This is a genomic window from Streptomyces sp. NPDC050508, assembly GCF_040655155.1.
In the GTDB taxonomy this organism is placed as follows: Bacteria; Actinomycetota; Actinomycetes; order Streptomycetales; family Streptomycetaceae; genus Streptomyces.
The window spans coordinates 165,000-189,172 of record NZ_JBFAJJ010000017.1 but is presented as its reverse complement, the minus strand read 5'-3'; the positions used below and the strand labels follow the sequence as shown (position 1 = coordinate 189,172).

General features: G+C 69.5%; 24 protein-coding genes and 1 pseudogene. 12 read left to right on the top strand and 13 right to left on the bottom strand.

Going from position 1 to position 24,173, the window contains the following annotated elements:
* Window positions 1-177: 177 nt before the first annotated feature.
* Together AB0I69_RS38095 and AB0I69_RS38090 are read left to right on the top strand one after the other, a co-directional pair.
* Window positions 178-1,734 (top strand): ABC transporter substrate-binding protein, encoded by a 1,557-nt coding sequence (locus AB0I69_RS38095; RefSeq protein ID WP_363100318.1) that lies wholly within the window; start codon window positions 178-180, stop codon window positions 1,732-1,734.
* Window positions 1,735-1,862: 128 nt separating this feature from the next.
* Window positions 1,863-2,267, top strand: a complete 405-nt coding sequence (locus tag AB0I69_RS38090) for an ATP-binding protein (protein WP_363100317.1) — start codon at window positions 1,863-1,865, stop codon at window positions 2,265-2,267.
* A 13-nt stretch (window positions 2,268-2,280) separates the two neighbouring features.
* Here the strand turns inward: AB0I69_RS38090 and AB0I69_RS38085 are convergent, their stop codons facing one another.
* Both AB0I69_RS38085 and AB0I69_RS38080 read right to left on the bottom strand, forming a co-directional pair.
* Window positions 2,281-3,735 (bottom strand): HAMP domain-containing sensor histidine kinase, encoded by a 1,455-nt coding sequence (locus AB0I69_RS38085; RefSeq protein WP_363100316.1) that lies wholly within the window; start codon window positions 3,733-3,735, stop codon window positions 2,281-2,283.
* Window positions 3,732-4,418, bottom strand: coding sequence for a response regulator transcription factor (locus AB0I69_RS38080; RefSeq protein ID WP_363100315.1), 687 nt, complete (start codon window positions 4,416-4,418; stop codon window positions 3,732-3,734). The genes AB0I69_RS38085 and AB0I69_RS38080 overlap by 4 nt, the downstream gene beginning before the upstream one ends.
* A 187-nt stretch (window positions 4,419-4,605) precedes the next feature.
* Between AB0I69_RS38080 and AB0I69_RS38075 the strand changes: the two genes are divergently transcribed.
* Window positions 4,606-7,008: an MMPL family transporter gene (locus tag AB0I69_RS38075; protein ID WP_363100363.1), complete on the top strand. Its 2,403-nt coding sequence runs from the start codon at window positions 4,606-4,608 to the stop codon at window positions 7,006-7,008.
* Window positions 7,009-7,012: 4 nt separating this feature from the next.
* On the opposite strand, the gene AB0I69_RS38070 is transcribed toward AB0I69_RS38075, so the two are convergent.
* The 4 genes from AB0I69_RS38070 to AB0I69_RS38055 form a co-directional block, all read right to left on the bottom strand.
* Window positions 7,013-7,798: a TetR family transcriptional regulator gene (locus AB0I69_RS38070; RefSeq protein WP_363100314.1), complete on the bottom strand. Its 786-nt coding sequence runs from the start codon at window positions 7,796-7,798 to the stop codon at window positions 7,013-7,015.
* 9 nt (window positions 7,799-7,807) lie between these two features.
* Complete coding sequence (locus AB0I69_RS38065; protein ID WP_363100313.1) at window positions 7,808-8,335, bottom strand: DCC1-like thiol-disulfide oxidoreductase family protein; 528 nt, start codon at window positions 8,333-8,335, stop codon at window positions 7,808-7,810.
* A complete protein-coding gene (locus AB0I69_RS38060) occupies window positions 8,332-8,727 on the bottom strand; it encodes a hypothetical protein (protein ID WP_363100312.1) in 396 nt (131 codons plus the stop codon). The genes AB0I69_RS38065 and AB0I69_RS38060 overlap by 4 nt, the downstream gene beginning before the upstream one ends.
* Before the next feature lie 96 nt (window positions 8,728-8,823).
* Entirely contained in the window at window positions 8,824-9,234 is a 411-nt protein-coding gene (locus AB0I69_RS38055; RefSeq protein WP_363100311.1) for a VOC family protein, read from the bottom strand.
* Between the two features lie 214 nt (window positions 9,235-9,448).
* Between AB0I69_RS38055 and AB0I69_RS38050 the strand changes: the two genes are divergently transcribed.
* Entirely contained in the window at window positions 9,449-10,369 is a 921-nt protein-coding gene (locus AB0I69_RS38050; RefSeq protein WP_363100310.1) for a hypothetical protein, read from the top strand.
* A gap of 418 nt (window positions 10,370-10,787) precedes the next feature.
* On the opposite strand, the gene AB0I69_RS38045 is transcribed toward AB0I69_RS38050, so the two are convergent.
* From AB0I69_RS38045 to AB0I69_RS38020, 6 genes and pseudogenes are all read right to left on the bottom strand, one after another.
* Entirely contained in the window at window positions 10,788-11,318 is a 531-nt protein-coding gene (locus AB0I69_RS38045) for a hypothetical protein (RefSeq protein ID WP_363100309.1), read from the bottom strand.
* Window positions 11,319-11,475: 157 nt separating this feature from the next.
* The gene (locus tag AB0I69_RS38040) at window positions 11,476-12,255 is read right to left on the bottom strand and encodes a succinate dehydrogenase iron-sulfur subunit (RefSeq protein WP_043677140.1); all 780 of its coding nucleotides are present in this window, start codon (window positions 12,253-12,255) and stop codon (window positions 11,476-11,478) included.
* Complete coding sequence (gene sdhA / locus AB0I69_RS38035) at window positions 12,255-14,009, bottom strand: succinate dehydrogenase flavoprotein subunit (protein ID WP_363100308.1); 1,755 nt, start codon at window positions 14,007-14,009, stop codon at window positions 12,255-12,257. Before sdhA ends, AB0I69_RS38040 begins: the two co-directional genes overlap by 1 nt.
* Before the next feature lie 30 nt (window positions 14,010-14,039).
* Entirely contained in the window at window positions 14,040-14,522 is a 483-nt protein-coding gene (locus AB0I69_RS38030) for a succinate dehydrogenase hydrophobic membrane anchor subunit (RefSeq protein ID WP_363100307.1), read from the bottom strand.
* 5 nt (window positions 14,523-14,527) lie between these two features.
* A pseudogene (sdhC, locus tag AB0I69_RS38025) lies at window positions 14,528-14,914 on the bottom strand (succinate dehydrogenase, cytochrome b556 subunit); the annotation flags it as partial.
* Between the two features lie 249 nt (window positions 14,915-15,163).
* Entirely contained in the window at window positions 15,164-15,790 is a 627-nt protein-coding gene (locus tag AB0I69_RS38020; protein WP_363100306.1) for a 2-oxo-4-hydroxy-4-carboxy-5-ureidoimidazoline decarboxylase, read from the bottom strand.
* 150 nt (window positions 15,791-15,940) lie between these two features.
* Here AB0I69_RS38020 and AB0I69_RS38015 point away from each other — a divergent pair, with 150 nt between their 5' ends.
* The 6 genes from AB0I69_RS38015 to AB0I69_RS37990 all read left to right on the top strand — a co-directional run bounded on the left by AB0I69_RS38015 (window position 15,941) and on the right by AB0I69_RS37990 (window position 20,776).
* Entirely contained in the window at window positions 15,941-17,575 is a 1,635-nt protein-coding gene (locus tag AB0I69_RS38015; protein ID WP_363100362.1) for a glycoside hydrolase family 20 protein, read from the top strand.
* Between the two features lie 39 nt (window positions 17,576-17,614).
* Complete coding sequence (locus tag AB0I69_RS38010; protein WP_363100305.1) at window positions 17,615-17,755, top strand: DUF4328 domain-containing protein; 141 nt, start codon at window positions 17,615-17,617, stop codon at window positions 17,753-17,755.
* Complete coding sequence (locus tag AB0I69_RS38005) at window positions 17,689-17,874, top strand: hypothetical protein (protein ID WP_363100366.1); 186 nt, start codon at window positions 17,689-17,691, stop codon at window positions 17,872-17,874. The genes AB0I69_RS38010 and AB0I69_RS38005 overlap by 67 nt, the downstream gene beginning before the upstream one ends.
* Before the next feature lie 157 nt (window positions 17,875-18,031).
* Complete coding sequence (locus AB0I69_RS38000) at window positions 18,032-18,634, top strand: hypothetical protein (RefSeq protein WP_363100304.1); 603 nt, start codon at window positions 18,032-18,034, stop codon at window positions 18,632-18,634.
* 135 nt (window positions 18,635-18,769) lie between these two features.
* Window positions 18,770-19,171 (top strand): hypothetical protein, encoded by a 402-nt coding sequence (locus tag AB0I69_RS37995; RefSeq protein WP_363100303.1) that lies wholly within the window; start codon window positions 18,770-18,772, stop codon window positions 19,169-19,171.
* A gap of 129 nt (window positions 19,172-19,300) precedes the next feature.
* Window positions 19,301-20,776, top strand: a complete 1,476-nt coding sequence (locus tag AB0I69_RS37990; protein ID WP_363100302.1) for an MFS transporter — start codon at window positions 19,301-19,303, stop codon at window positions 20,774-20,776.
* A 28-nt stretch (window positions 20,777-20,804) separates the two neighbouring features.
* Here the strand turns inward: AB0I69_RS37990 and AB0I69_RS37985 are convergent, their stop codons facing one another.
* Window positions 20,805-23,057: a peptidoglycan recognition protein gene (locus AB0I69_RS37985; protein ID WP_363100301.1), complete on the bottom strand. Its 2,253-nt coding sequence runs from the start codon at window positions 23,055-23,057 to the stop codon at window positions 20,805-20,807.
* 309 nt (window positions 23,058-23,366) lie between these two features.
* Between AB0I69_RS37985 and AB0I69_RS37980 the strand changes: the two genes are divergently transcribed.
* Together AB0I69_RS37980 and AB0I69_RS37975 are read left to right on the top strand one after the other, a co-directional pair.
* On the top strand, window positions 23,367-23,966 hold the full coding sequence (locus AB0I69_RS37980) for an RNA polymerase sigma factor (protein WP_363100300.1): 600 nt from the start codon (window positions 23,367-23,369) through the stop codon (window positions 23,964-23,966).
* On the top strand, window positions 23,959-24,138 hold the full coding sequence (locus AB0I69_RS37975) for a hypothetical protein (RefSeq protein WP_363100299.1): 180 nt from the start codon (window positions 23,959-23,961) through the stop codon (window positions 24,136-24,138). Before AB0I69_RS37980 ends, AB0I69_RS37975 begins: the two co-directional genes overlap by 8 nt.
* Window positions 24,139-24,173 lie beyond the last annotated feature (35 nt).

The following is a 24,173-nucleotide window of genomic DNA, read 5'->3' as shown; positions in this document are numbered from 1 at the left end:
CCCGCGAAGTGGCTGAGAGTCGCCTGTGAAACGGGCAATTAACACCCGTCGGTAAGTTCTTTCTCATCTCGGCAGAATCCTCTTCCCCCGCATGAAACTCCTGTGGTTAGGTGATCCGCGCCACTAGGGGAGTGGCATATGCGAGGGGCCCGGGAGGGTCCTTGGGAGGGCACACCGATGCGGTCGGTTCGCATACGGATTCTCGCGACGCTGCTGGTTCTGGCCGCCGTGGGAGTCGGCGGCTGGCAGTTGCTGCCGTCGGACGGGAACAAGGACAAGACGATCACGGTCGGGACGACGGACGCTGTCACGTCCCTCGACCCGGCCGCCGCGTACGACGTCGGTTCCTGGGCGTTGTACAGCAATGTCTTCCAGACACTGATGACGTTCGACTCGGGCGGTACGACACCCGTGCCGGACGCGGCCAAGAGCTGCGCCTTCGTGGGCGGCGGGCTGAGGACGTACCGCTGTGCGGTGCGCGACGGGCTCACCTTCCCGAGCGGGCGCGCGATGACCGCCGAGGACGTGAAGTTCTCCTTCGACCGGGTCAAGAAGATCAACTCGGATGTCGGCCCGGCGTCCCTGCTCTCCACGCTCGGCTCGGTCACCGCCTCCGGGATGACCGTCACCTTCCATCTGTCGTCGCCGGACGCCACGTTCCCGTTCAAGGTGGCCACCGGCGCCGGGGCGATCGTCGACAGCACCAAGTACCCGAAGGACGCCCCGCGCAACGGCTTCCGGGTCGACGGCACCGGGCCGTACACCCTGTCGACGTATACGAAGGACAAGAAGGCCCTCCTTTCGCCGAACAGCCACTACAAGGGTGCGGTCAAGGGCTCCGGGAGCCCGATCGAGCTGCGCTACTACGCCGACTCGGGCGCGCTGCAGAAGGCGTACCAGGCGAAGCAGGTCCAGGTCGCCACCCGCCAGCTGCCGCCGAAGTTGCTCTCCGGGCTCTCCGCGAGCGACCCGAACCAGCGCGTGTCGGAGGCGGACAGCTCCGAGACCCGCAACCTGTACCTCAACACCCGCAAGGGCACGCCCCTGCACGACGTCCTCGTCCGACGGGCCATGGCCTGGCTGGTCAACCGCGAACAGCTCGCCGCCACGGTGTACGACGGCACGGTCGACCCGCTGTACTCGCTGATCCCCGCCGGCCTCGTCGGCCACACGACGTCCTTCTTCGACGACTACCCCACGCAGAGCACCGAGAAGGCGAAGGCGCTGCTCACCGAGGCCGGTGTCTCGGTCCCGGTGCACTTCACCTACGGCTACGGCATCGGGCACGGTTCCGGCGCCGAGGAGGCCGCCGAGCTGAAGAAGCAGCTGGAGGCGGGCGGCCTGTTCAAGGTGGACGTCAAGGGCTACGAGTGGACCGACTTCCAGAAGCGCTGGGCGACCGGCAAGCTGGACGCGTACGCGGTCGGCTGGGTCGCCGACTATCCCGACCCGGACACCTTCGGCTCCCCGCTCGTCGGCACCGGCTCCACGATGAACACGGGCTACAGCAACAAGTTCGTCGACCAACTGATCCTCGGCAGCCAGAAGTTCGCCGACCGCAGCCGTGTCGAGGACGACTTCCGCGATCTGCAGTCGGACGTGGCCGCGGACGTGCCGCTGATCCCGCTGTGGCAGCGCAAGGAGTACGTCGTGAGCAGCGAGAGCGTCGGCGGAATCTCCTATCTCTCCGACGGCACCGGCGTGTTCCGGCTGTGGGCGCTGGACTGGATCTGACGTGGCCCCGCGTCATTGACCCTTACCGGATGTCATTGACCTTCGTTCGATCTTTTGTCCGAGTGACACCGGGCGGCCATCGCACGCAGCACCATGTGACGGAGGTGTGCGTGGGGTGAGGAGCCGATGTGGTCAGACGCAACTCCTTCCGGCTGCCCCGGCACCCGGCTTCGGTGGGTCTCGCCCGGCGCCGGGTCCGGGACCATCTGGCCGACTGGGGGCACGGGAGTGACGATCCGGCGCTCCAGGACGCGGTGCTGCTCGTGTCCGAGCTGGCGACCAACGTCGTACGCCACGGGCCGCTCCTGGAGCAGGAGTTCGAGGTCGCGGTGACGGCCCTCGCGGACGGCTCCTGTCTCATAGAGGTCTCGGACGAGGGCCGCGTCGAACCGCGGCTGCGGGTCGTGACGGACGTCGAGGAGGCCGGCCGCGGACTCCACCTGGTGGAGGGCATCGCGGCCGCCTGGGGCGTGTGGAGCCGCGGGGCGCACGGCAAGACGGTGTGGGCACTGGTCCAGCCCGACACCCCGTGACGTCCGTCGTGTTCTACGACGGGACGGGCGCCCTCGTCGGCAGTGTCACCGTCACCGCGAGGCCCTCGCCCGGCGCCGTCCGCACCGCCACGTCCCCGCCGTGCGCCAGCACGACGCCCTGCACGATCGCCAGCCCAAGACCGCTGCCCGCACCGCCGCCCGCCCGGAAGAAGCGGTCGAAGATACGCGCCGCGTCGTCCTGGCCGAGCCCCGGACCCTGGTCCGCGACACACAGCCGTACGACTCCGTCCTCGCGCTCCACGCCGAGCCGTACGGGCACGTCGGCGGGCGTGTGGGTGCGGACGTTGGTCACCAGGTTGCCGAGTATCTGGCGCATGCCCGACTCGTCGGCGCGCACCAGGAGGGAGCCGTCGGCGCCGACCGTGACGGGCCGCTCCGGCTGCTGCACCCGCAGGTCCTCGGCGGCGTCGCGCACCAGGCGGCTCAGGTCGACGTTCCGGAGGCGGAGTTCGGGCTGCTGGTCGAGGCGGGCCAGCATGAGCAGTTCGTCGACGAGGTGGCCCATACGGTCCGCCTCCGCGTTCATCCGGTCCCAGGCCCGCTTGCGCTCGTCGGGCTCGGTCAGCATGCCCTTGTCGTACAGCTGGAGGTAGCCGCGTATCGCCGACAGCGGGGTGCGCAGCTCGTGCGAGGCGTCGGCGACGAAGCGGCGCAGCTGGGCGGCCGTACGCTCGCGCGTGCGGTACGCCGACTCCACCTGGTGGAGCATGGAGTTGAGGGCGACCCGCAGCTGCTCGACCTCCTGTGTCGGATGGTGGCTGGAGGGCACGCGCCGGGTCAGGTCGCCCTCGGCGATGGCCGTGGAGGTCTCCACCATGTCCTCCAGGGGCCGCATCCGCCGTCGCACACTCATCATGGTCAGCGCGGCGAGCAGCACCAGCAGCAGGGTGCCGAAGGCGAGGTCCAGCTTCAGGGCCTTGGCCATGCCCTGGTGGAGGCCGCCGGTGGAGGCGGCGATCAGGATGTACGTGCCGTCGGCGAGCCGGGTCCCGGTGGCGCGGTAGGGGTCGCCGCGCAGCGAGATGTCGCGCGGTGTGCCGTCCGCGGCCAGCGTGGCCGGGTCGTGGAAGGCGGCGGCGAGTGCCCGCTGACTCGCGGTCGGCTCGAAGCCGGCGACCGTGAGCACCTTGCCCTGTGCGCCGACCGCCGCGAACACGGTGTCCGGGTTCGGCGAGTCGCCCATCTGCTTCGGGATCAGGTGGTCGCCGATGCCGGCCAGGGTGCTCAGCGTGTTGAGCTGCTGCATGGTGAGCTGCGAACCGCCCAGTGAGTCACGGGACTTGGTCAGCTCGGTGTCGACCTGGGCGAGGAGGTAGTGCCGCATGCCCATCAGGCTGACGGCGGTGGCCATGACGATGCCGAGCGCAAGCAGCGCGAGGTTCGCCAGCGTCAGCTTGGCGCGCAGGGAGTGGGCACCGCGCTCGCAGTTCGGCAGGCGGAATTTCATGCGAGCCCGTATCCGACGCCCCGCCGCGTGGTGATCACGGGCGGTCCCAGGGTCTCCAGCTTGCGCCGCAGATAGCTGATGTAGGTCTCGACGACGGTCGACTCCTGCGGGGTGTGCTCGTACTGCCAGACATGGCGCAGGAGTTGCTCCTTGGGCACGACCCGGCCGCCGTTGCGCACCAGGAAACGCAGCAGGGCGTACTCGGTGGGGGTCAGCTCGACCGAGCGGCCCGCGCGGTGCACCGAGTACGTCGTCTCGTCCAGCTCCAGGTCGCCGTAGCGCAGGGGCGGGCGCTGCGGGAGGACGTCGGCCGGGCGGGTGCGGCGCAGGACGGCGGTGATGCGGGCGACGACCACGTCGATGTCGAACGGCTTGGTGATGTAGTCGTCGCCGAAGCCGAGGGCGCCGACGATCTCGGCCGGTGCGTCCCGCGCGGTGAGGAAGACGACCGCCAGATCCGGTCTGCGGGCGCGCAGTTCCTGCCCCAGGGCGCGGCCGTCGCCGTCCGGGAGCATCACGTCGAGCAGCGCGCAGTCGGGGCGGGTGCGGTCGGCGAGGGCGAGCGCCTCGCGCACGGTGCCCGCGACCATCACCTCGAAGCGGTGGTAGCGCAGCGCGATGGCGAGGACGTCGGCGATGCTCGGTTCGTCCTCGACCACCAGCACGGTTCCTGGAGCCGTCATGCCCCCAGTATCGACGGCGGCACTGACATCGGGGCCGTCCGGTCTTTGGAGTTCCTTGAGAGTCATGGCCGATACGTGTCCACGCGTGCGTGCCGCCACCAATTCTGTAGCCCAGGACCTGGGGGACCATCCGACCGATCGACCGAGTCAACTCGGTTACGACTAAGGAGCGTTGAGCGTGGCGGCATTGGCACGGTGGTGCTATCGGCACCGGCTGGTGGTCCTGTTGCTGTGGGTGGGGGCACTGTTCGGCCTGGGCTTCTCGGCCTCTACGGCCGGTACGAACTACGCGAACGTGTTCTCCCTCCCGGACACGGACTCCAAGCGCGCGTACGACCTGATGGAGAAGGCGTTCCCGAACAGCTCGGGCGACACCGACACGGTGGTGTGGAAGGTCGACTCGGGAACGGTCCGCGACCAGGCCGTACAGGCCCGGATCCAGCCCGTGCTCGACAAGATCGCCGGCATGAAGGGCGTCGGCGGGGTCACCGGCCCGTACTCCGGCGCCCGGGGCGCGGCGCAGATCAGCTCCGACGGGACGATCGCGTACGCGCAGGTCACGTTCGCCGAGCAGGCGAACGCCGTCCCCAAGGACCTCGTCCAGAACGTCGTGGACACCGCGCAGAGCGCCGAACGCAAGGGCCTCCAGGTCGAGCTGGGCGGCCAGGCCGTCCAGCGCGTGGAGGAACCGCCGGGCGGCATAGCCGAAGTGGTCGGCATCCTCGCGGCGGCCGTCGTCCTGTTCCTGGCCTTCGGCTCGCTCTACGCCGCCCTGCTCCCGATCGGCATCGCGATCTTCGGCGTCGGCACCGGCCTGTTCTCCACCCAACTCCTCAGCCACACCACCGACATCCCCGACCTGGCGCCCCTGCTCGCCACCCTGATCGGCCTCGGCGTCGGCATCGACTACGCCCTGTTCATCGTCACCAGGCACCGACGCGGCGTCCAACGCGGCCTGGATCCGGAGGAGTCGGCGGTCATCGCCCTCAACACCTCAGGAAGGGCGGTGCTGTTCGCGGGCGGCACGGTGTGCATCGCGCTCGCCGGCATGCTGGTGACGAACCTGCGCTTCCTGGACGGCGTGGTCATCGGCACCTCGCTCACGGTCGTCCTGAGCGTGCTCGCGGCCACGACGCTGCTCCCCGCCCTGCTCGGCTTCCTGGGCGTGCGGGTGCTCAGCCGCAAGCAGCGGCGCAAGCTGGCCGCGACCGGGGCCGAGCCGGAGCGTACGGACAACCTCGCGGTCCGCTGGTCGGCCGCCGTGCAGAAGCGTCCGCGCCGGATCGCCGCCTTCGCCCTCGTCGTCATGGCCGTACTCGCCTTCCCCGTCCTGTCGTTGCGCCTCGGCGCCACCGACCAGGGCAACGACAACACGTCGACGACCACCAGGCAGGCGTACGATCTCCTCGCCGACGGCTTCGGCCCCGGCTTCAACGGCCCGCTCCAGGTGGTCACTTCGGGCGGCGACACCGCCACCCTGGTCAAGGACATCCGGGCGACGAAGGACGTGGCCCAGGTCGCCGCGCTGCCGCCCACGGGCGGGGTGACGGTGATCCAGGTCGTCCCGAAGACCTCACCGCAGTCCCTGCAGACGGACGACCTGATCGACACCCTGCGGAACAAGGTGATACCCGAGGCCGGTGTGACCGGCCACGTCGGCGGGGTGACGGCGATCTCGAAGGACTTCGCGTCCGTCACGGGCGACCGCCTCCCGCTCTTCGTCGCCACGATCATCGGCCTGAGCTTCCTGCTCCTCCTGCTGGCCTTCCGCTCCCTGGTCGTCCCGCTGACGGCCGCCCTGATGAACCTCATCGCGGCGGCGGCCTCCTTCGGCGTCCTGGTGGCGATCTTCCAGTGGGGCTGGGGCCTGAGCATGCTGGGCCTCGGCAAGGAGGGCCCGATCAACGCCTTCCTGCCGGTCATCATGCTGTCCCTGCTGTTCGGCCTCTCCATGGACTACCAGGTGTTCCTGGTCAGCCGTATGCACGAGGAATGGGTCCACACCAAGGACAACGCCCGCGCGGTCCGCGTCGGCCTCGCGGAGACCAGCCGCGTCATCAACAGCGCGGCCCTCATCATGGTCTGCGTCTTCCTGGCCTTCGTCCTGAGCGGCAACTCCGGCGCGGCGACGGCAGGCGTCGGCCTGGCCGCCGCGGTCGCCCTCGACGCCTTCATCCTGCGTACGGCCCTGGTGCCGGCCGCGATGCACCTGCTCGGCAAGTCCAACTGGTGGCTGCCCGGCTGGCTGGACAAGGCGCTGCCGCACCTCGCGGTGGAGCCCGCCGAGGAGCCCGAACCGGTCGTCGCGGACGGCCCGTCGTCGGCCGTCCACGGCTTCGTCCGTACGGCCGAGGGCGAGCCCCTGGAGGGCGCGGCGGTGACGCTCCTCTCGGCGGGCGGACGCCAGCTGGACCGGGTCGAGTCCCTGGCGGACGGCTCGTACATCGTGTCGGTGCCGGGCCCGGGGACGTACCTCCTGGCGACGACGGCACCGTCGTACGGCTCGATCGCCCGGCACGTGGACGTGACGGACGGCCCGCTGATCTACGACGTCGAGCTCGCGGAGGGCGAGGTGGACGCCGTCAACTGAGCGTTCAGGGGCGCCCGTCGTCGGTTGGTTCGGCGGCGGGCGCCCCGCGCTTCTTCTTCGCCGGGTCGGGCAGCGCGTGGGTCATGCCCGGCAGGAAGTCCGTGAACAGCTCGTGCACCTCCAGGACGAGGGGCCGTAGCACCCGGAAGCGCGCGAGGGAGACACCGCGCGCGGTGAGCCGGGCGCCGCGCTCGGCGAGCCGGTAGCTCCGCTCGCGCCCCTCGGTCCGGTCGAACACCCAATACAGCACGAGCCCCATCTGGGAGAGCCACAGCAACTCGGGCAGGACATCCCGCAGTTCGGGCGCCACCTTGGTCTTCGCCCCCGTGAGCACCTCCCGGTGGACACTGATGGCCTGCACGCGCGCGTGCTCGCTCTCCGCGGAGAACGGGCTGAGCGGGCTGTCCGGGTCGGCGGCGTTCTTGAAGAACTGCACCGCGAACTCGTGGTACGGCGTGGCGATGTCCAGCCACACCCGCAGCACGCCCGCGAGCCGCGCCTCCAGATCGGTCTCCCGGTCCAGCACCTCGCGGACCGCGAGCCGGTGCTCCTCGGCGATACGGTCGTAGAAGCCCTGGATCAGGTGCTCCTTGCCCGCGAAGTAGTAGTACGCGTTGCCGACCGAGACGCCCGCCTCCTTGGCGATCGCCCGCATCGTCGTCTTGTCGTAACCGTGCTCCTGGAACAGCCGCATGGCCGTCTCCAGGATCAACGCACGGGTCTGCTCGGACTTCGCGGACTTCGCGGGCGTACCGCCGTCGTCTTCGGGGCTGTCGTTCTTCGCGGGCACGGAAGGAGCCTATCCAGTGGGGCAGGTACCGCTGTCGCAGCCCGGCGCGGTGTAGGTCCAGCCCTGGTGCGGGTCGTACGTCCAGCCGTCGCCGCGCCGGTACGTCCGCCCGCCCCACTGCCGGACGTTCGACTGCCCGGCGCCCCACTGCGCCCCGCGCCACTTGGCGGCGGCGAGCACGGCGCCCCTGGCGAGCCGGGCCCCGGCCGGGGTGTTCAACCGGTGGGCCAGGGGCCGCTGTTCGCGCAGGGCCCACAGGGTGACGATCCAGGCCGCGGCGCCCCGGTAGACCTGCCCGGAGTCGCCGATGACGGTGACCTCGTCGAGGGTGGCGCGGTGGTCGAGCCCGGGAAAACGCTGCCGGGCCTCTTCGGAGGACGCCGGTACCAGTTCCAGGGGCACCAACTGCGGCTGCCGTACGAGCCAGTCGCGCAGGAAGGTGCACAGGGAGCAGTCGGCGTCGTACAGGACGGTGAGCCGGCGGACCGGGGTCGTCCGGTCCGTCCGGTCCGCCGGGGCGGCTGCCACCGTCGTCACGCCCCGACCCAGTCCTGCGGCGCGACGGGCGGCACCTGCTCCCGCTCCATGACCCCGCGCCGCCGGATCTTGTTGAGCACGTACACGTTGGCCAGGTGCATCCCTCCGAGCACCAGCAGCACCACGCCCACCTTCGTCGACAGGGCCTCGAAGATGCCCCGGGTGTCGTCGATGGTGCCGTCGCCGCTGAGGTACAGGGCGACGAACCCGAGGTTGACGAGATAGAAGCCGACCACCAGGAGGTGGTTCACGGCCTCCGCGAGCTTCTCGTTCCCCCGCAGCACGTCCGCGAGGAAGATCCGCCCGTTGCGGCTGAGCGTCCGTGCCACCCAGATGGTGAGCCCGATGCTGACGATCAGGTAGATGACGTAGGCGATGACCGTGCGGTCCATGCGCCTCCCCCTTCTTGAACACGTTCAAAAATGCTGACAGGAAGAACTGTAGGAGCATTTTTGAACGTGTTCAACTTGCTTGCCCTGGGACCTGCGTCACACCCGCCGCGCCAGCTCCGGCCGCTTCGAGTAGTCCGTGAACCCGATGACGTTGCCCCAGGGGTCGGCGATCTCGACGGTCCACCCGGTGGCGATGGAGAAGGGTGCGTCGAGGGGCACGATCCCGGCGGCGGCGAGGTGCTGGGCAGCCCTCCGGGCGTCGGGAACCTCCAGCCATGTGCGGGGCGAGGGCCACGGGGGCGGTCGGTGCCCGAGCCCGTCCTCGTGCCGGAGGAGAACCCCGGGAGTCTCGCCGCCGACCTTCAGGATCGCGATCCCGGCCTCGTCGAGCCGGAAACCGACGGTGAACCCGGCGCGCTCGTAGAAGCCGACGGCCTCGGCGAGGTCGCCGACGGGGAGGAGGAGGTTGTCGAAGCCGAGCAGTTCGTACGACTCTTCGTCTGACATGTCGTCAGGTTAGGGCGATGATCGGCTCAGGGGCGGGATTGTTGCCGACCCCATGACCGGTGGCGGCGCACAGCTATGAGACCTACGAGGATGACGAGGGCCTGGGCGACGGCCTCTGCTGAGCGATGCCCTGTGAGGAGGGCTGGCGAGGCCGAGGTTTCCCGGGAGCCCCATACTGAACATCGCTTACGGGCGTATGGGGAGGACGGGCTTCGTGCGACGGGTGCTGGCGGTGCACTTCGCGCCGTGCGCGCTGTTCGTCGCCGGGGTGCTCGCGCTGGTGCGGGCGGGGAGTTTCTCGGGGCGGAGCGACTGGGGTGCCGTATGGCCTGAGCGGTCGATGGCAGCCCTTGGTCTGGTCGTGACGGTGGTGGTCTGCGGGGCGCTGCTCGGCCTGCTGCTACAGCCGTTCCAGGTCCGGGCGGTGCGGGTTCTGGAAGGGTACTGGGACCGTTGGTCTCTGACGGCCGGGTTCGCGGGGCTGCTGGCCCGGGTGCAGCGCAGGAGATGGCGGGCGTTGCGGAGACGGGCCGATCAGCCGGTGGGTGGGGACAAGGACCTGCGTGTACAGGCCGAAGCACGCCGCCGCCTGGCGGCCCGACCGCCAGCCGAAGTGTTGCTGCCCACGGCACTCGGCAACGCCCTGCGCGCGGGCGAGTTGAGTGCCGGGGAACGCTATGGTCTGACCACGTTGACCTCCTGGCCACGTCTATACCTCCAGGTCTCGGACCGTATGGCCGAGGTCTTGCGCTCCACCCGCGACGCACTCGACACGGCCGTCAACCTCTGCTGGGCGTTCCTGGCTCTCGATGCTGCGGGAGCCGCAGCTCTATACGACGAACCGTCCGTCTGGTGGTGGTGCGGTATGGGCGCGGTGCTGGCTGCGATGGCGTACAAGGGCGCGATCACCGCGGCCCAGGCCTACTCCGGCTTGATGCACGTCGCGTACGATTTGCACCGGTTCGACCTGCTGGAGGCCTTGCATCACCGTCTGCCGACGGACTCCGACACGGAAGAGGAGACCTTCTACCGGCTCTCGAAACTGTTCTCTGGCGTGGGCCCCGCTGATCTTCCGTACGACCATGGGTCCAGGGCGGGGGATGGAAGTCCGGACGACAGTGACGACGCTCGGTGAGCCTCAGTGGGCGTTCGGCTCGGGGGGAGTCCACCAAGGCTGCAGCTTCGTCACCCAGGCGTCCACGTCCTCAGGCGTGCGGCAATGGGCAAGCAGCCATGCGGGCCAGCCGACGAAACGGCACGGCCCGTCCGTCTCCTGGTCGCCCTGGCTCGCAGGGACCGAGGCGTGATCCGAGGGGTAGCGGTCCATGGCCAGGAACTTGTCGAGAGGGCGGCGATTGCCCTTGACGGCGTCCTGGTAGGCCTCCTCGACCGTAGGCCTTCGGAAGGGGCGAGCGGCGTCAGTGAACCCACCGGCCTCCCATGGGAGCCTCGCATCACACCCCGGACATGGTTTGCCGATCGGCATCATTCCGGGAAGCACGGCATCCGCAACATCGTGCAGCATGTTTCCTCCGGTTCGGTTCAGGGCGGAGTCACCACTTCTTCCTCACCATCCAGATCGCGTCGGCCATCGTGCCGACGCACACGATCACGGCGGCCGCCCACCGGACCGGCCACTGGTCGCGGCCGTCGGGCGGAACGAGGCATGCGGCGACACTGAGGCCGAGCAGCAGACTGCCGGCGTCGTAGGTGAGAACCGCCACGTAATTGCGGTTTTCCCAGGTGTCCTGAGCTTTGTCGTACTCGTTGCGCATCCGCTCCAGAGAGGCGACCCGCCTCGGCAGCCCCTCGTAGTGATCCTTGAGCTCTGCGAAAGTGAACAGGTAGGCGCGGGCGTTGTAGGCGAGTTGCATGCTGAACACCAGCGTCATGGACGTGATCACCAGCAGGATCAGCGCTGCGCCGGGCCAGCGAAAGGCCTTGTCGGCGCCGGCGACCACTCCGGACAGGGAGAGCGCCGCAGCCGTGAGCAGGGGCGCAGCCACGAACTGCGCTTCCTTGACCGCCGCGCCGTAACCCTGCTTGGTGACGTGTTCGTGTTTGGGCGACGCTTCTCCGGCCACACGATCCCCCTGTCGCCCACCCCATACCTATCGGACCCTCGGCCCGCAGTGTGACAGCGGAATGCTCTCCTCAGAAGGGGCGAAAAGCGGCCAGAAACACCAGAGGGCCCCGTTTCCGAAGTGACGGAAACAGGGCCCTGATGCAGGCCTGGGAAAGTCAGAAGCGCCGAGTAATCAGCGCCCGCTTAACTTCCTGGATCGCTTTCGTGACCTCGATCCCGCGCGGACAAGCGTCCGTGCAGTTGAACGTCGTGCGGCAACGCCACACGCCGTCGCGGTCGTTGAGGATTTCCAGGCGTTGTTCGCCCGCCTCGTCGCGGCTGTCGAAGATGAAGCGGTGGGCGTTGACGATGGCGGCCGGGCCGAAGTACTGGCCGTCGTTCCAGAAGACCGGGCACGAGGACGTGCACGCGGCGCACAGGATGCACTTCGTGGTGTCGTCGAAGCGCTCGCGGTCCTCCGCCGACTGGAGGCGTTCCCGGGTCGGCTCGTTCGTGTCCTTGGTGATCAAGAACGGCATTACGTCTCGGTACGCCTGGAAGAACGGGTCCATGTCGACGACCAGGTCCTTCAGGACCGTCAGACCCTTGATCGGCTCGACCGTGATCGGCTTCTCGGGGTTGAGGTCCTTGATCAGGGTCTTGCAGGCGAGACGGTTCTTGCCGTTGATCCGCATCGCGTCCGAACCGCAGATGCCGTGGGCGCACGAGCGGCGGAACGTGAGCGTGCCGTCGATGTCCCACTTGATCTTGTGGAGGCCGTCGAGGACGCGCTCCTTGGGGTCGATCTCCAGCTGGAAGTCTTCCCAGACCGCTTCCGCCGAGACCTCGGAGTTGAAGCGGCGGACCCGGAAGGTGACCGTGATGTACGGGGAGTCGGCGAAGCCGGGCTCGGGCTGGCCGGCCGCTTCCGCCTTGTCCAGAACAGGGGTAGCCATCAGTACTTACGCTCCATCGGCTGGTAGCGGGTCTGGACGACCGGCTTGTAGTCGAGACGGATGGACTCGGTGCCGTCGTCGCCGACCTCGCGGTACGCCATGGTGTGGCGCATGAAGTTGACGTCGTCGCGGTTGGGGTAGTCCTCGCGGTAGTGACCGCCGCGGGACTCCTTGCGGGCGAGCGCGGAGACCGCCATGACCTCGGCGAGGTCCAGGAGGTTGCCGAGCTCGATCGCTTCCAGCAGGTCCGTGTTGAAACGGCGGCCCTTGTCCTGGATCGAGACGTTGCGGTAGCGCTCGCGCAGCTCCGCGATCTTCTCGACCGCCGTCTTGATCGTCTGCTCGGTGCGGAACACCATGACGTTGGCGTCCATGCACTCCTGCAGCTCGCGCCGGATGACCGCCACGCGCTCGGTACCGGTGGAGTTGCGCAGGTGCTCGACCTGGTCGATGACCTGCTGCGCCGGGTCCTCGGGCAGCTCGACGTACGACGCCTTCTGGCTGTACTCCGCCGCCGCGATGCCCGCCCTGCGCCCGAACACGTTGATGTCCAGGAGGGAGTTGGTGCCCAGGCGGTTCGCGCCGTGCACCGACACGCACGCGACCTCGCCGGCCGCGTACAGGCCCGGGACGACCGTGGTGTTGTCCGTGAGGACCTCACCCTGGACGTTCGTCGGGATGCCGCCCATCGCGTAGTGCGCGGTGGGCTGGATCGGGATCGGGTCCGTGTACGGCTCGATACCGAGGTACGTGCGCGCGAACTCCGTGATGTCGGGCAGCTTGGCGTCCAGCTGCTCCGGCGGGAGGTGCGTGAGGTCGAGGTAGACGTGGTCGCCCTCGGGGCCACAGCCACGCCCCTCGCGGATCTCCGTGTAGATGGAGCGGGACACGACGTCACGGGACGCGAGGTCCTTCATGACCGGCGCGTACTTCTCCATGAAGCGCTCGCCGTCCTTGTTGCGGAGGATGCCGCCCTCACCGCGGGCGCCCTCCGTCAGCAGGATGCCCATGCGCCAGATGCCGGTCGGGTGGAACTGGAAGAACTCCATGTCCTCCAGCGGCAGTCCGCGACGGTAGACCGCCGCCTGGCCGTCGCCCGTCAGCGTGTGCGCGTTCGACGTCACCTTGAAGAACTTGCCGGTGCCGCCGGACGCGTAGATCACGGACTTCGCCTGGAAGACGTGGATCTCGCCGGTCGCCAGCTCGTACGCGACGACGCCCACCGACGTCTTCACGCCGTCGACGTCGGCGATCAGCTGGTCGAGGACGTAGAACTCGTTGAAGAACTCCACGCCCTCCTTCACGCAGTTCTGGTACAGCGTCTGGAGGATCATGTGGCCGGTGCGGTCGGCCGCGTAGCAGGAGCGGCGGACGGGCGCTTCACCGTGGTTACGGGAGTGGCCGCCGAATCGCCGCTGGTCGATCGTGCCGTCCGGCGTGCGGTTGAACGGCAGGCCCATCTTCTCCAGGTCGAGGACCGAGTCGATGGCCTCCTTCGCCAGGATCTCGGCGGCGTCCTGGTCGACCAGGTAGTCGCCGCCCTTGATCGTGTCGAAGGTGTGCCACTCCCAGTTGTCCTCCTCCACGTTGGCGAGCGCGGCGGCCATACCGCCCTGCGCCGCGCCCGTGTGGGAGCGGGTGGGGTAGAGCTTCGTCAGGACCGCGGTGCGGCTGCGCTTCGTCGACTCGATCGCGGCGCGCATACCGGCGCCGCCGGCGCCGACGATGACGGTGTCGTATTTGTGGATCTTCATCAGAATTCCTCAGTCCCTCAGCCCGATGGCCTAGCGGATGTTCGGGTCGAAGGTGAAGATCACCAGCGTGCCCAGCAGGATGGTGAACACCGTGGCGGTGTAGAGCAGGCCCTTGAGCCACAGCCGGGTGTTCGCGCGCTCCGCGTAGTCGTTGATGATCGTGCGCAGGCCGTTGGCGCCGTGCAGCATCGCCAGCCAGAGCATCAGCAGGTCCCAGACCTGCCAGAACGGCGAGGCCCAGCGGCCGGCCACGAAGGCGAAGCCGATCTTGGAGACACCGCCGTCCAGCACGAGCTGGATCAGCAGGTGGCCGAGGACCAGGACGACCAGCACGACACCGGACAGGCGCATGAAGAGCCAGCCGTACATCTCGAAGTTGCCCCGGGTCGACTTCGGGGTCTTCTTGGTGCGCTTGCGGGGGGCCTCGATGAGGGGCGCCGGGTTGTCTACGTTGTAGACGGACGCACCCTCGACGGGGCCGATGCCCGACGCTGCGGTTTCAGTCGTGGACATCTGTGTCAGCTCCCGAACAGAACACGAGCGGCGTGGCCGAGCACGGGGTAGATCGCCCCGAGCATGAGCACGAGCCACAGGCCTACGACGGACCAGAGCATCTGCTTCTGGTAGCGCGGGCCCTTCGACCAGAAGTCGACGGCGATGACGCGCAGACCGTTGAGGGCGTGGAAGAGGATCGCGGCGACGAGGCCGTACTCCAGCAGTGCCACGATCGGCGTCTTGTAGGTGGCTACGACCTTGTCGTAGTCCTCGGGGGAGACACGCACAAGAGCGGTGTCCAGCACGTGTACGAACAGGAAGAAGAAGATGAGGACGCCGGTGACTCGATGAGCCACCCAGGACCACATTCCTTCCCGGCCGCGGTACAGCGTTCCAGCCGGCACGGAAGCCCTCCGGGAGCGGGGATGTAGGGCCGCGCCGGCTTCTCTGTCGGTCGGGCCCGGCCGGGTACGGTCCTCCGGCCCTCAGCATCGTATCCAGCCGTTGACGCCGGTCTTACGGCGGGCCTGCCTGTGTGATCAAACTGGCACCCAAAGGTGCACGTACGGGCTAGTTTCGGGCGGCTGATGGGGGTGGGGGGTTCATCTTGTTTGCCGGGTGCGGGCCGTTTGTGGCTGGTCGCGCAGTTCCCCGCGCCCCTAAAAGACAAAAGCCCTCAGCAGCCGTCCTCTTGCAAGGCGCCGTAGCTCCTCCGCCACCACCACCCGTTCCTCCTCCGGGTCGTTCGTCAGGCGTGATCGGATGCCTGCCAGTACGTGGTCGAGGACCTCGTCCGGGGCAATGCCGTCCGCGCAGATGACGAACACGTGGCCGAAGCGGGCCTCGTACGCGGCGTGGGCCGCGTCGAGAGCCATGTGGGCGGCCTCGTACGTGTCGTCCGGCAGGACCGGGAGTGACTCGCCCGCCAGCGCTTCCGACAGGTCCCCGGCCGTGAGGTCGTACGCCGCCTCGTCGGACGCGGCGAGCAGGGAGTCCAGGTCGGGGTAGGGGCGGTGGTCGGTGAGGCGGCGGGACCAGCGGAGGCTGTGGAGGCAGGTGAGGAGGGTGTGCCGGGCGTCTTCGGGAGGCGCGGTGTTGAACGCCTCCAGCGATTTCGGGGACCGCGAAGTGCGGGACTGCTCGGGCAGCACCGGTATGGCCACTCGGCCGGGGAGGTGGGGAAGGCGGTGCGCAGGCAGTGTGGATCCTCGCGTCGCGGACGGTGCGGCAGGGGATGCGGTGCTGAAGAGTGAGAAGTGCGTCACCACGTTATCGGGAGTGGTCATGAGGTGTCCGACGGATGCCCGAATTTCACCCGGACGGGAGAGTTTCGGAACGTGTGGTGGACACCTGCGATCCACCCGGGGCCGTAGGTTGGCGCCGTGAGCCAGCACAGGCGCCGCTCGTCGGCGAAGCAGGTGAAGCCGTCGAAGTCGTTGAGGCAGCGGCGGGGGCTGATCGCGGTCGTCGCGGCCACTGTGGTGGTCGGGGGCGGGGTGGGCCTCGGGCTGTGGTCGGCGTCCGGCGACGAGGGGGGTTCCGGGGGCGCGGCGGTCGGGTCCGCCGACGAGACCTCCGCTGCCTCGCGCGGCGCGGCCTCCCGTTCAGCGTCCCCGACGCCCAGCCCGAGTCCGACCCGGTCGTATCCGCTGTCGCAGGCGCCCCGCACCATTCCCGCCGTGCGTTCCCATACGCCCGCGCGCGGTCCCGGCTGGCGGCCCGCCAAGGGGGACCGTGTTGTCGTCGACGACGCCGATCTCGTCGACGAGGGGCGGCTGATCGCCGGTGAGTTGGGGCTGACGTACGGCGGCGAGTCGAGTGACGTGCGGGCCGGGGACGTACGGCTGGCGCTGAACGACGACGAGGGCGCGGACCCGGAGTCGTACGCGATGACCGTGCGTGGGGGGAGGGTCAACATCAGTGGGCCCTCGGACGCGGGGGTCTTCTACGGGACGCGGACGCTCAAGCAGGAAGTGCACGGGGGCGGTACGGCGCCGGAGGGTGTCGTGCACGACCAACCGGCCAAGCCGCGGCGCGGGTTCATGCTGGACATCGCGCGCAAGCCGTTCACCGCGGGCTGGATCGAGGACCGGGTACGGGAGTTGGGCGATCTCAAGTTCAATGAGCTGGGGCTGCACTTCTCCGACGACCAGGGTTTCCGTATCCAGTCGACCAGCCATCCCGAGGTCGTGTCGAAGGACCACCTGACCAAGGCGCAGGTGAAGGAGATCGTCGACCTCGCGGCCAGTCGGCACATCACCGTCGTGCCCGAGATCGACTCGCCGGGGCACCTGGGCGCGGTGCTCGCCGCCCATCCGGATCTGCAGCTGCGGAACGTGTCGGGCGTCGCCACGCGCGGCGCCATCGACATCTCCAAGGACGCGTCCGCCGCGATCGTCGACGAACTCCTCGACGAGTACGCCGGGTTGTTCCCCGGCGACCAGTGGCACCTCGGGGGTGACGAGTACCAGGCGCTGACCGTCGCCAACCCCCAGGCGTCCTTCCCGCAGTTGGCCGCCGAGGCGACGAAGGCCTACGGCTCCGGCGGGACTGTCGCCGACCTCACCACCGGCTGGCTCAACGACCGCGCCGACACGGTCCGCAACCATGACCGGACGATGCGGGTGTGGAACGACGGCTTCTTCGCGGGTACGTCCGTGCAGGCCGCCAAGGATCTCCAAGTCGCGTACTGGACGGGCAAGGAGATCGGTGCCCGGCAGCCCGTCGCCTATCTGAGCGCGGGGCGCAAAGTCCTCAACTACAACGACGAGTACCTGTATTACGTCCTCGGGGAGCCGCAGACCTTCGTCTATCCGACGGGGCAGCGGATCTACGAGCAGTGGACGCCTCGGGTGCTGCGGGGGACGCAGGCGGTCTCCGCGAAGTACGACGGCCAGATCCTCGGCGGGTCGTTCGCGGTGTGGTGCGACCTCGCCAACTCCCAGACGCAGAACCAGGTCGCGGCGGGTATTCGGATGCCGCTGCGGGCCACGGTCCAGAAGTTGTGGGATCCGGGGGCGCCGGCGCTGACCTGGGCGCAGTTCAAGTCCCTTGCGGACAAGGTGGGTTGAGCGGGGCGGTCGGCGTGGCTGGACGAGCGGGGGCTGGGCATGAAGCCCTCGTGGGCGGTCGGCGGGTGGTTCGTCCCGTTCGTGAACCTCTGGTATCCGCGCCGGATCACCGGGTGGGCTCCGCGCAGTCCGGGGACGCCGACACGGCGGACGGGATCCACGCCGGCGCCTACGCGATGATGATCTCCGACGCCCTCGACATCGCCGCCGCCGCGCTCGCGATCCTCGTCGTCCTGCGACTGACCCGGATGCAGCACGAGAAGGCCCTGGCGGGGCCGGGCGCTCCGGTCGCGGTCTGACCGTCCCCGCCGAAGATCACGATCCGTTGGCCGAAAACCTCTTCTTCCGCTTTCTCGACCTGCTCGGCGTCGTCCCGTGTGACACTCCCGGGGTGCAGCACGCAGTCAGGGGAAACGCGGGCTCCGTAGGAGAGGGGTCCCGCCGAGGGAGGTCTGGATGAGTCTGCTGGAACTGATCGCGCAGGCCGATGAGCGCGCACTGACCGCCGGTGGACTGGCTTGTTTGGATCGGTGCGTGCCGCTGCTGGGCGGCGACGACGAGGTGCTGCGGCCCCTGTGGACCAGCCTCGCGGGCGGTGCCGTGGGGGAGGAGTGGGGCGAGCGTCTGGAGCAGGTGCGCGCCAAACTCCCCGCGCTCTTCGAGGAACCCGGTGAGGACTGGGCCGTGCAACTCGCCCGGGAGATGCTCGCCACCGCACCTGCCGTTCTCGCCGGCACTCCGGTACGGGAGTGGGCCGACGCCTGCTCGGTCGCCTCGCTGCGGATCCACCGGCTGCTTGAGGTCATGGCCCCGGCCGACGGTGCCGACGGTGCCGACGACATCGGCTCCCGCCGTGAGGGCCGTACGGACGGCATGTCGCCCCTCGTCGCCGGCGAGCTGCGGCGCCAGATCGCTGTCCTCGAACTCCTCGCCGGAACGGGAACCGGAGCCGGAGCCGGAACTGGCGTCGGCGGACTGCGCCAGGTGCTCGCGGTGTCGACGGAGGGGCGTCGGGTGCTGCGCGCGGTGGTCTCGCGCCGGGCGCGCGGGCGGAGTTGAGCGGAGGCTGAGCGCTCGGACAGGCCCTGGGTCTGTGACCGTCGTGCGGTGGGGGTGGGGCGGTTCTGCGTCGGTCCGGGGAAATGCCCGGATCGGGGTGCCGGGATGGCCCGCGACTACGGTTTTCTCGGTGCGATGACAGACGTGATGACAGCGCGGGGGGCCCGGCCCAGGGCCGCCGCGCAGCCCGTGCGGTGGGCCGCGGACGCCGTGGCGATGATGCGCGAGGGGGCCCGGGTGCGGCTCGACTACTCGGCGCAGAGCCTGTGGCGGGTCGACCGGATGATCGAGGAGATACGGCGGGAGGGTGCGCCGTACGCCGCCGTGGAGAGCGAGTTGCGCGGGTTCGGGGCGTACGCCGGTGAGGTGATCGCGTGGCACACCGGTGCCGAGTGGTGGGCGACCGGTGGTGAGCACTGGGTGCGTACTCCGGAGGGGCGCCTGTGGGACCCCATCGACGAGGCGCGGCGGTGTTTCGGTGGGCACGGGTCGCTGCGGCTGTTGTGCCGGGACGCGGTGAACGGCCCAGGCCGGTAACGGAGTTCGGTGGTGCGGAGGGCGACGGTGCGAGGGTCGGCAAAATCGCCGTAATAAGAGACGGCGGCGTTCCCAAAGGGTGGCGTGCGGGAGGACGATGAGGGCGACCGCCGGACCCGGGGAGGATCCATGGCCGACAACCGCCGTTGGTGGGCGCTCGTCGTCATCGCGCTCGCGCAGTTGATGGTCGTCCTCGACATGACCATCGTCAACATCGCCCTGCCGTCCGCCCAGACCGACCTCGGTATGTCGGACGGGAACCGGCAGTGGGTCATCACCGCCTACACGCTGGCCTTCGGCGGACTGCTGCTGCTCGGGGGCCGGATCGCCGACCTCGCCGGGCGCAAGAACACGTTCATGATCGGGCTGATCGGCTTCGCCGCCGCGTCCGCGCTCGGCGGTGCCGCCGCCAACCAGGGCATGCTGTTCGGCGCCCGAGCGCTGCAAGGAGTCTTCGCCGCGCTACTGGCCCCCTCCGCGTTGTCGCTGCTCACGACGACGTTCACCGACCCCAAGGACCGCAGCAAGGCCTTCGGTGTGTTCGGCGCGATTGTCGGCGCGGGCGCGGCAGTTGGGCTGTTGGCGGGCGGGTTCCTCACGCAGTACCTGGACTGGCGTTGGTGCCTCTACGTCAACGTGCCCATCGCGCTGGTCGCGTTCGCCGGTGCCTGGGTTCTGCTCAGCGACAGCTCCCGGCACCCGGACGCCCACCTCGACATCCCCGGCGCACTGCTCGGCTCCCTCGGCATGCTCTCGCTGGTGTACGGCTTCTCCGAGGCGGAGTCGAGGAGTTGGGGCGACGGCCTGGTGCTGACGCTGCTCGCCGCCGGGGTCGTGCTGCTCGGCGCCTTCGGGTTCTGGCAGACCAGGGCACGGGTTCCGCTGCTGCCGATGACGGTGGTGAAGGACCGTCAACGGGTTGGGGCGTTCCTGACCACGCTGCTCACCACCATCGGCATGTTCGGCGTATTTCTTTTCCTCACCTACTACATGCAGCGCGTCCTCGGTTATTCGCCGGTCAAGACGGGCGTCGCCTATCTCCCCATCACCGTCGGCATGATCACCGGCTCCACGCAGGTCGCGGCCCGGCTGCTGCACCGGGTCCCGCCGCGCACCCTGATGGTCCCGGGACTGCTGATGGCGGCGGGCGCGCTCGCGCTGATCGCCCAGGTCGGGGTGGAGCCCGCGTACGCCACGTACATCCTGCCCGGCATGCTGATGCTCGGCCTCGGCATGGGTACGGCGATGATGACCTCGGTGTCCCTCGCCACCGGAGGCGTCGCACCGCGCGACTCCGGCGCGGCCTCCGCGACCTTCAACACGGCCCAGCAGGTGGGCGGTTCGATCGGTACGGCCCTGCTGAACACGATCGCCGCCACGGTCACCGCGCGCTACGCCACCGCCCACGCAGGACCCGGCGTGAACGGGAAACTGCTGGAGGCGAAGGCCGCGGTGCACGGCTTCAACGTTGCCACCTGGTGGGCGATGGCCTCCATCCTGCTGGCCGCGCTCATCGCCGGCGTCCTGGTCAACACGGACCGGGTGCCCACTCCGCAGATCACGGAGGAGCGGGCACCCGAGCCGGTCGTTGATTCGACGATATGAGGGGATGTGAACGGCCTCTGGGCAGTGACTACTTGAGGTAGACCAGCCCGTCCGTCGTGATCGTCGGGCGGCCCGACGTGCCGACCACCACGATCTTCACCGTGTGCTTGGCGCTGCTCGACCAGGTCCTGGTCCAGATCGCCTGGCGGTACTGGGTGGTCGACGACTTCAGGTCGACGGTCGCGACCTTGACCCCGTCGACGTAGACGTACGCCTGCCCGGAGGTCGTGGCCCGGGAGACGACCCACGAGGCGGAGCGGCCGGTGAACGTCCAGCTGAGGCTCGCGCCCTTCGAGGCGCTGGAGTACGACGTGCCGCCGAGGTAGTTCGTGGAGGAACGGGCCGTCCACGTACCGGACTTGGTGGCCGAGGTCTCCTGCAGGATCACCGGGGTGAAGGCGGCGGAGGACGTGCGGGTGTTGCCCGCGTAGTCGTCCGCCTTCATCGACCAGGTAGTGGCGGAACCGGACTTGGCGGTACGGCTTGAGCTGGTCGTGGTCGGGCCGAAGGCGGCCGTCGTCGGGGTCAGCAGGCTCACGGACTTCAGGGCCTGGGTGTCGGCCGCCTTCCAGCCGAGGGTGACCGGGACGGCGGCCGTGGTGACGGTTCCGGTGCGCAGGGAGAGCTTCGGCGCGGTGGTGAAGGTCGGTGCCGTCGTGTCCGTCACGACCGTCAGCGCGGCCGTCGTGGTCGTCTTGCCGGACTGGTGCACGGCCCGTACGGCGACGGTGTGGCTGCCCGCGGCGAGGGTGGCGCCGACCGAGGTGGCCGTACCGGAGGCGGTGGCGACCGTCTTGCCGTCGACCAGCAGCTCGAACTTCGAGATCAGCGAGCCCGGGGTGGTGGTCGTCCAGTGGGCGGTGACGGCACCCTTGGTGTAGTACGTCGAGCCGGACAGGCCCGTGCCGGACAGCGAGGTGAGCTTCAGGCCCTGCACCGGGCCTGACGCCCAGGCGCGGATGGTCGGCAGCTGGGGGTAGAGCGAGTTGCCGGGGCACTGGGTGTTGTAGCCGTCGCGGTGGCCGGAGATCCGGTTGAAGGTATACGTGCTGCCGGCGGTGAAACTCGTGCCGAAGAAGTTCGTCTGGGTCGCGCCCGCGGTGAGCTCGACCGTGCCGGCCGGGTCGGCGCCGTACTGGCCGAGCTTCCAGGCCGCGATACGGGCGACCGAGGCCAGGGCCGCGTCGGTGGCGCCGATGGAGGTGTAGTCACCGAGCACCGCGATGCCCGCGGACTCCCGGTTCCAGCCGTAGGTGTGCGCGCCGAGCACCGGCAGGTCGACGCCGCCCTTGCGGCCCTCGAAGATCGTGCCGCACTTGTCCACGAGGAAGTTGTAGCCGATGTCCTTCCAGCCGCTGACCTGCACGTGGTACGCGTAGATGCCCCGGACGATGGACGCCGAGTCGGCGCAGGAGTAGTCGTTGGCGCCGTCCGTGTGGTGCACGAAGACGGCCTTCACGTCGGCGTTGTACTCCGGCGCGTCGGGACTGATCGACTCGTCGGCGCCCCAGCCGGCGCGCGAGACGATCGGCGGCTCCGGCACGGTGGACGGCGGGGCGGAGGGGGTGGTGGCCGATGCGGTCGGGCTTGCCGTTGCCGTCGGCGTCTGCGATGCGGAGGCCGAGGCGGACGCGGAGTCCGACGGTGAGGTGGAGTCCGAGGGGGAAGCGGATGCCGAGTCCGACGGCGACGCGCTGTCCGTGGGTGTCGCCGATGCCGAGTCGGTGGGCGACGCCGAGTCCGTGGCGTCGGCGACGAAAGCCGCCGGCTCGGTCCCGGTGGCCTTGGTCTCGGCGGCGGTCGCCACGCCCGGGTCGACCAGGTTGACCTCAAGTCCCTTGGGCAGACCGGACGTTGTCGTGCCGTCCTTGGCCACGACCTGGACCTGGACGCCGTCCGACGGGCCGACGTACAGCGGCTCGGAGGCGCTCCGCGTGCCACGGTCGGCGCCCTCGGCCGGATCCTGGTCCAGCTCCAGGTCCTGCCAGCCGCTCCACTCGCCGCTCTCGCTGTCGCGGGTGCGTACCTGCGCGGTGCCGTCGATCTTCTTCGCGGCCCCCGTCCAGGAGACGCCGAGGAGAGAGAACCGCCCGGTGCCCGTGCGCGGCAGCTCCCGGCGCGCGCCGCCGGTGCCCTTCAGCGTGAGGTCGTAGACCTTCACGGGCCGCTTGGCCCGGACCCCGGCACCGCCGTCGGCGGACGGACCGGCCAGGGCGTACGTGGCGAAGCCCCCACCGCCCAGGACCACCGCGCCGAGCGTCAGCCAGGTTCTGCTCCGCAAGCTCAGTGGTCTGTACGCATGCGTCGTCGTACGGCGACTCAAAATGTCCCACCCCTAAGAAACGTCAACGATCGCCTCACCTGTCACACAGGTGGCATTTAGAGAAGCGCTGAACGGTGGCCGAATGTCACTGCCGGGGGGTGCCGGGGGGTTTGGGGTCCGTGGGGCGGGCGGGGACGGGCGGCACTGTGACATTTCTGTGGGGCCCGGCGCTGATGGCCATGGGGGTGCGGGGGACCGCCGCGCCCGGTGCGGATGTGGATTCTTCGGATTCTTCGCGACGCGACTCGGTACGGACGAGGACAGTCCTTGGGTCAGACAGGCGAGCCCCGCCGCGGGCACGCGCACGACGGGGAACTGGGTGCGGCCGTCGCGCGGGCCCAGGAGGGCGACGACGGCGCTTTCGCGGTCGCGTACCGGATCGTGCAGCCCGGCCTGCTCGGCTACCTGCGCGGGCTGGTCGGCGACGAGGCCGAGGACGTGGCGTCCGACGCCTGGCTGGAGATCGCCCGCGACCTGGGCCGCTTCCGCGGCGACGGGGCGGGCTTCCGCGGCTGGACGGCGACCATCGCCCGGCACCGCGCACTCGACCACCTGCGAAGACAGAGAGTGCGCCCCCGGCCCGCGACGCTCGAACAGGACGTACTCGAACTCCCCGGCCCGCACAGCACCCACGACCAGGCACTGGAGTCCCTCTCCACCGAGTACGCCCTCGACCTGGTCCGCGGCCTGCCGCGCGAACAGGCCGAGGCCGTCCTGCTACGCGTGGTGGTGGGCCTGGACGGCCCCGCCGCCGCCCGAGTGCTCGGCAAACGCCCCGGCGCGGTACGCACGGCCGCCTACCGGGGGTTGAAGCGGCTGGCCCGCGAACTGGACGTGGCGGAACGGGACGGAGACGAACATGGCTGACCACGACACGGGCCTCCCGGCCCTGCTGGGCGCGGCCCTGCGCGAGGGAGTCGTGGACGCCGAGGCGGAACGACGAGCGGTGGCGGCGTTCCGGGCGGCATGGGACTCCGGCACCTATGAGACGTGCACTCGGCGCGAGGACGACTGGCGCCCCGGGGGCAGCGCCCCGTAGAGGGCACGCAGGAACCGCTCATCCGGTGGGGCACG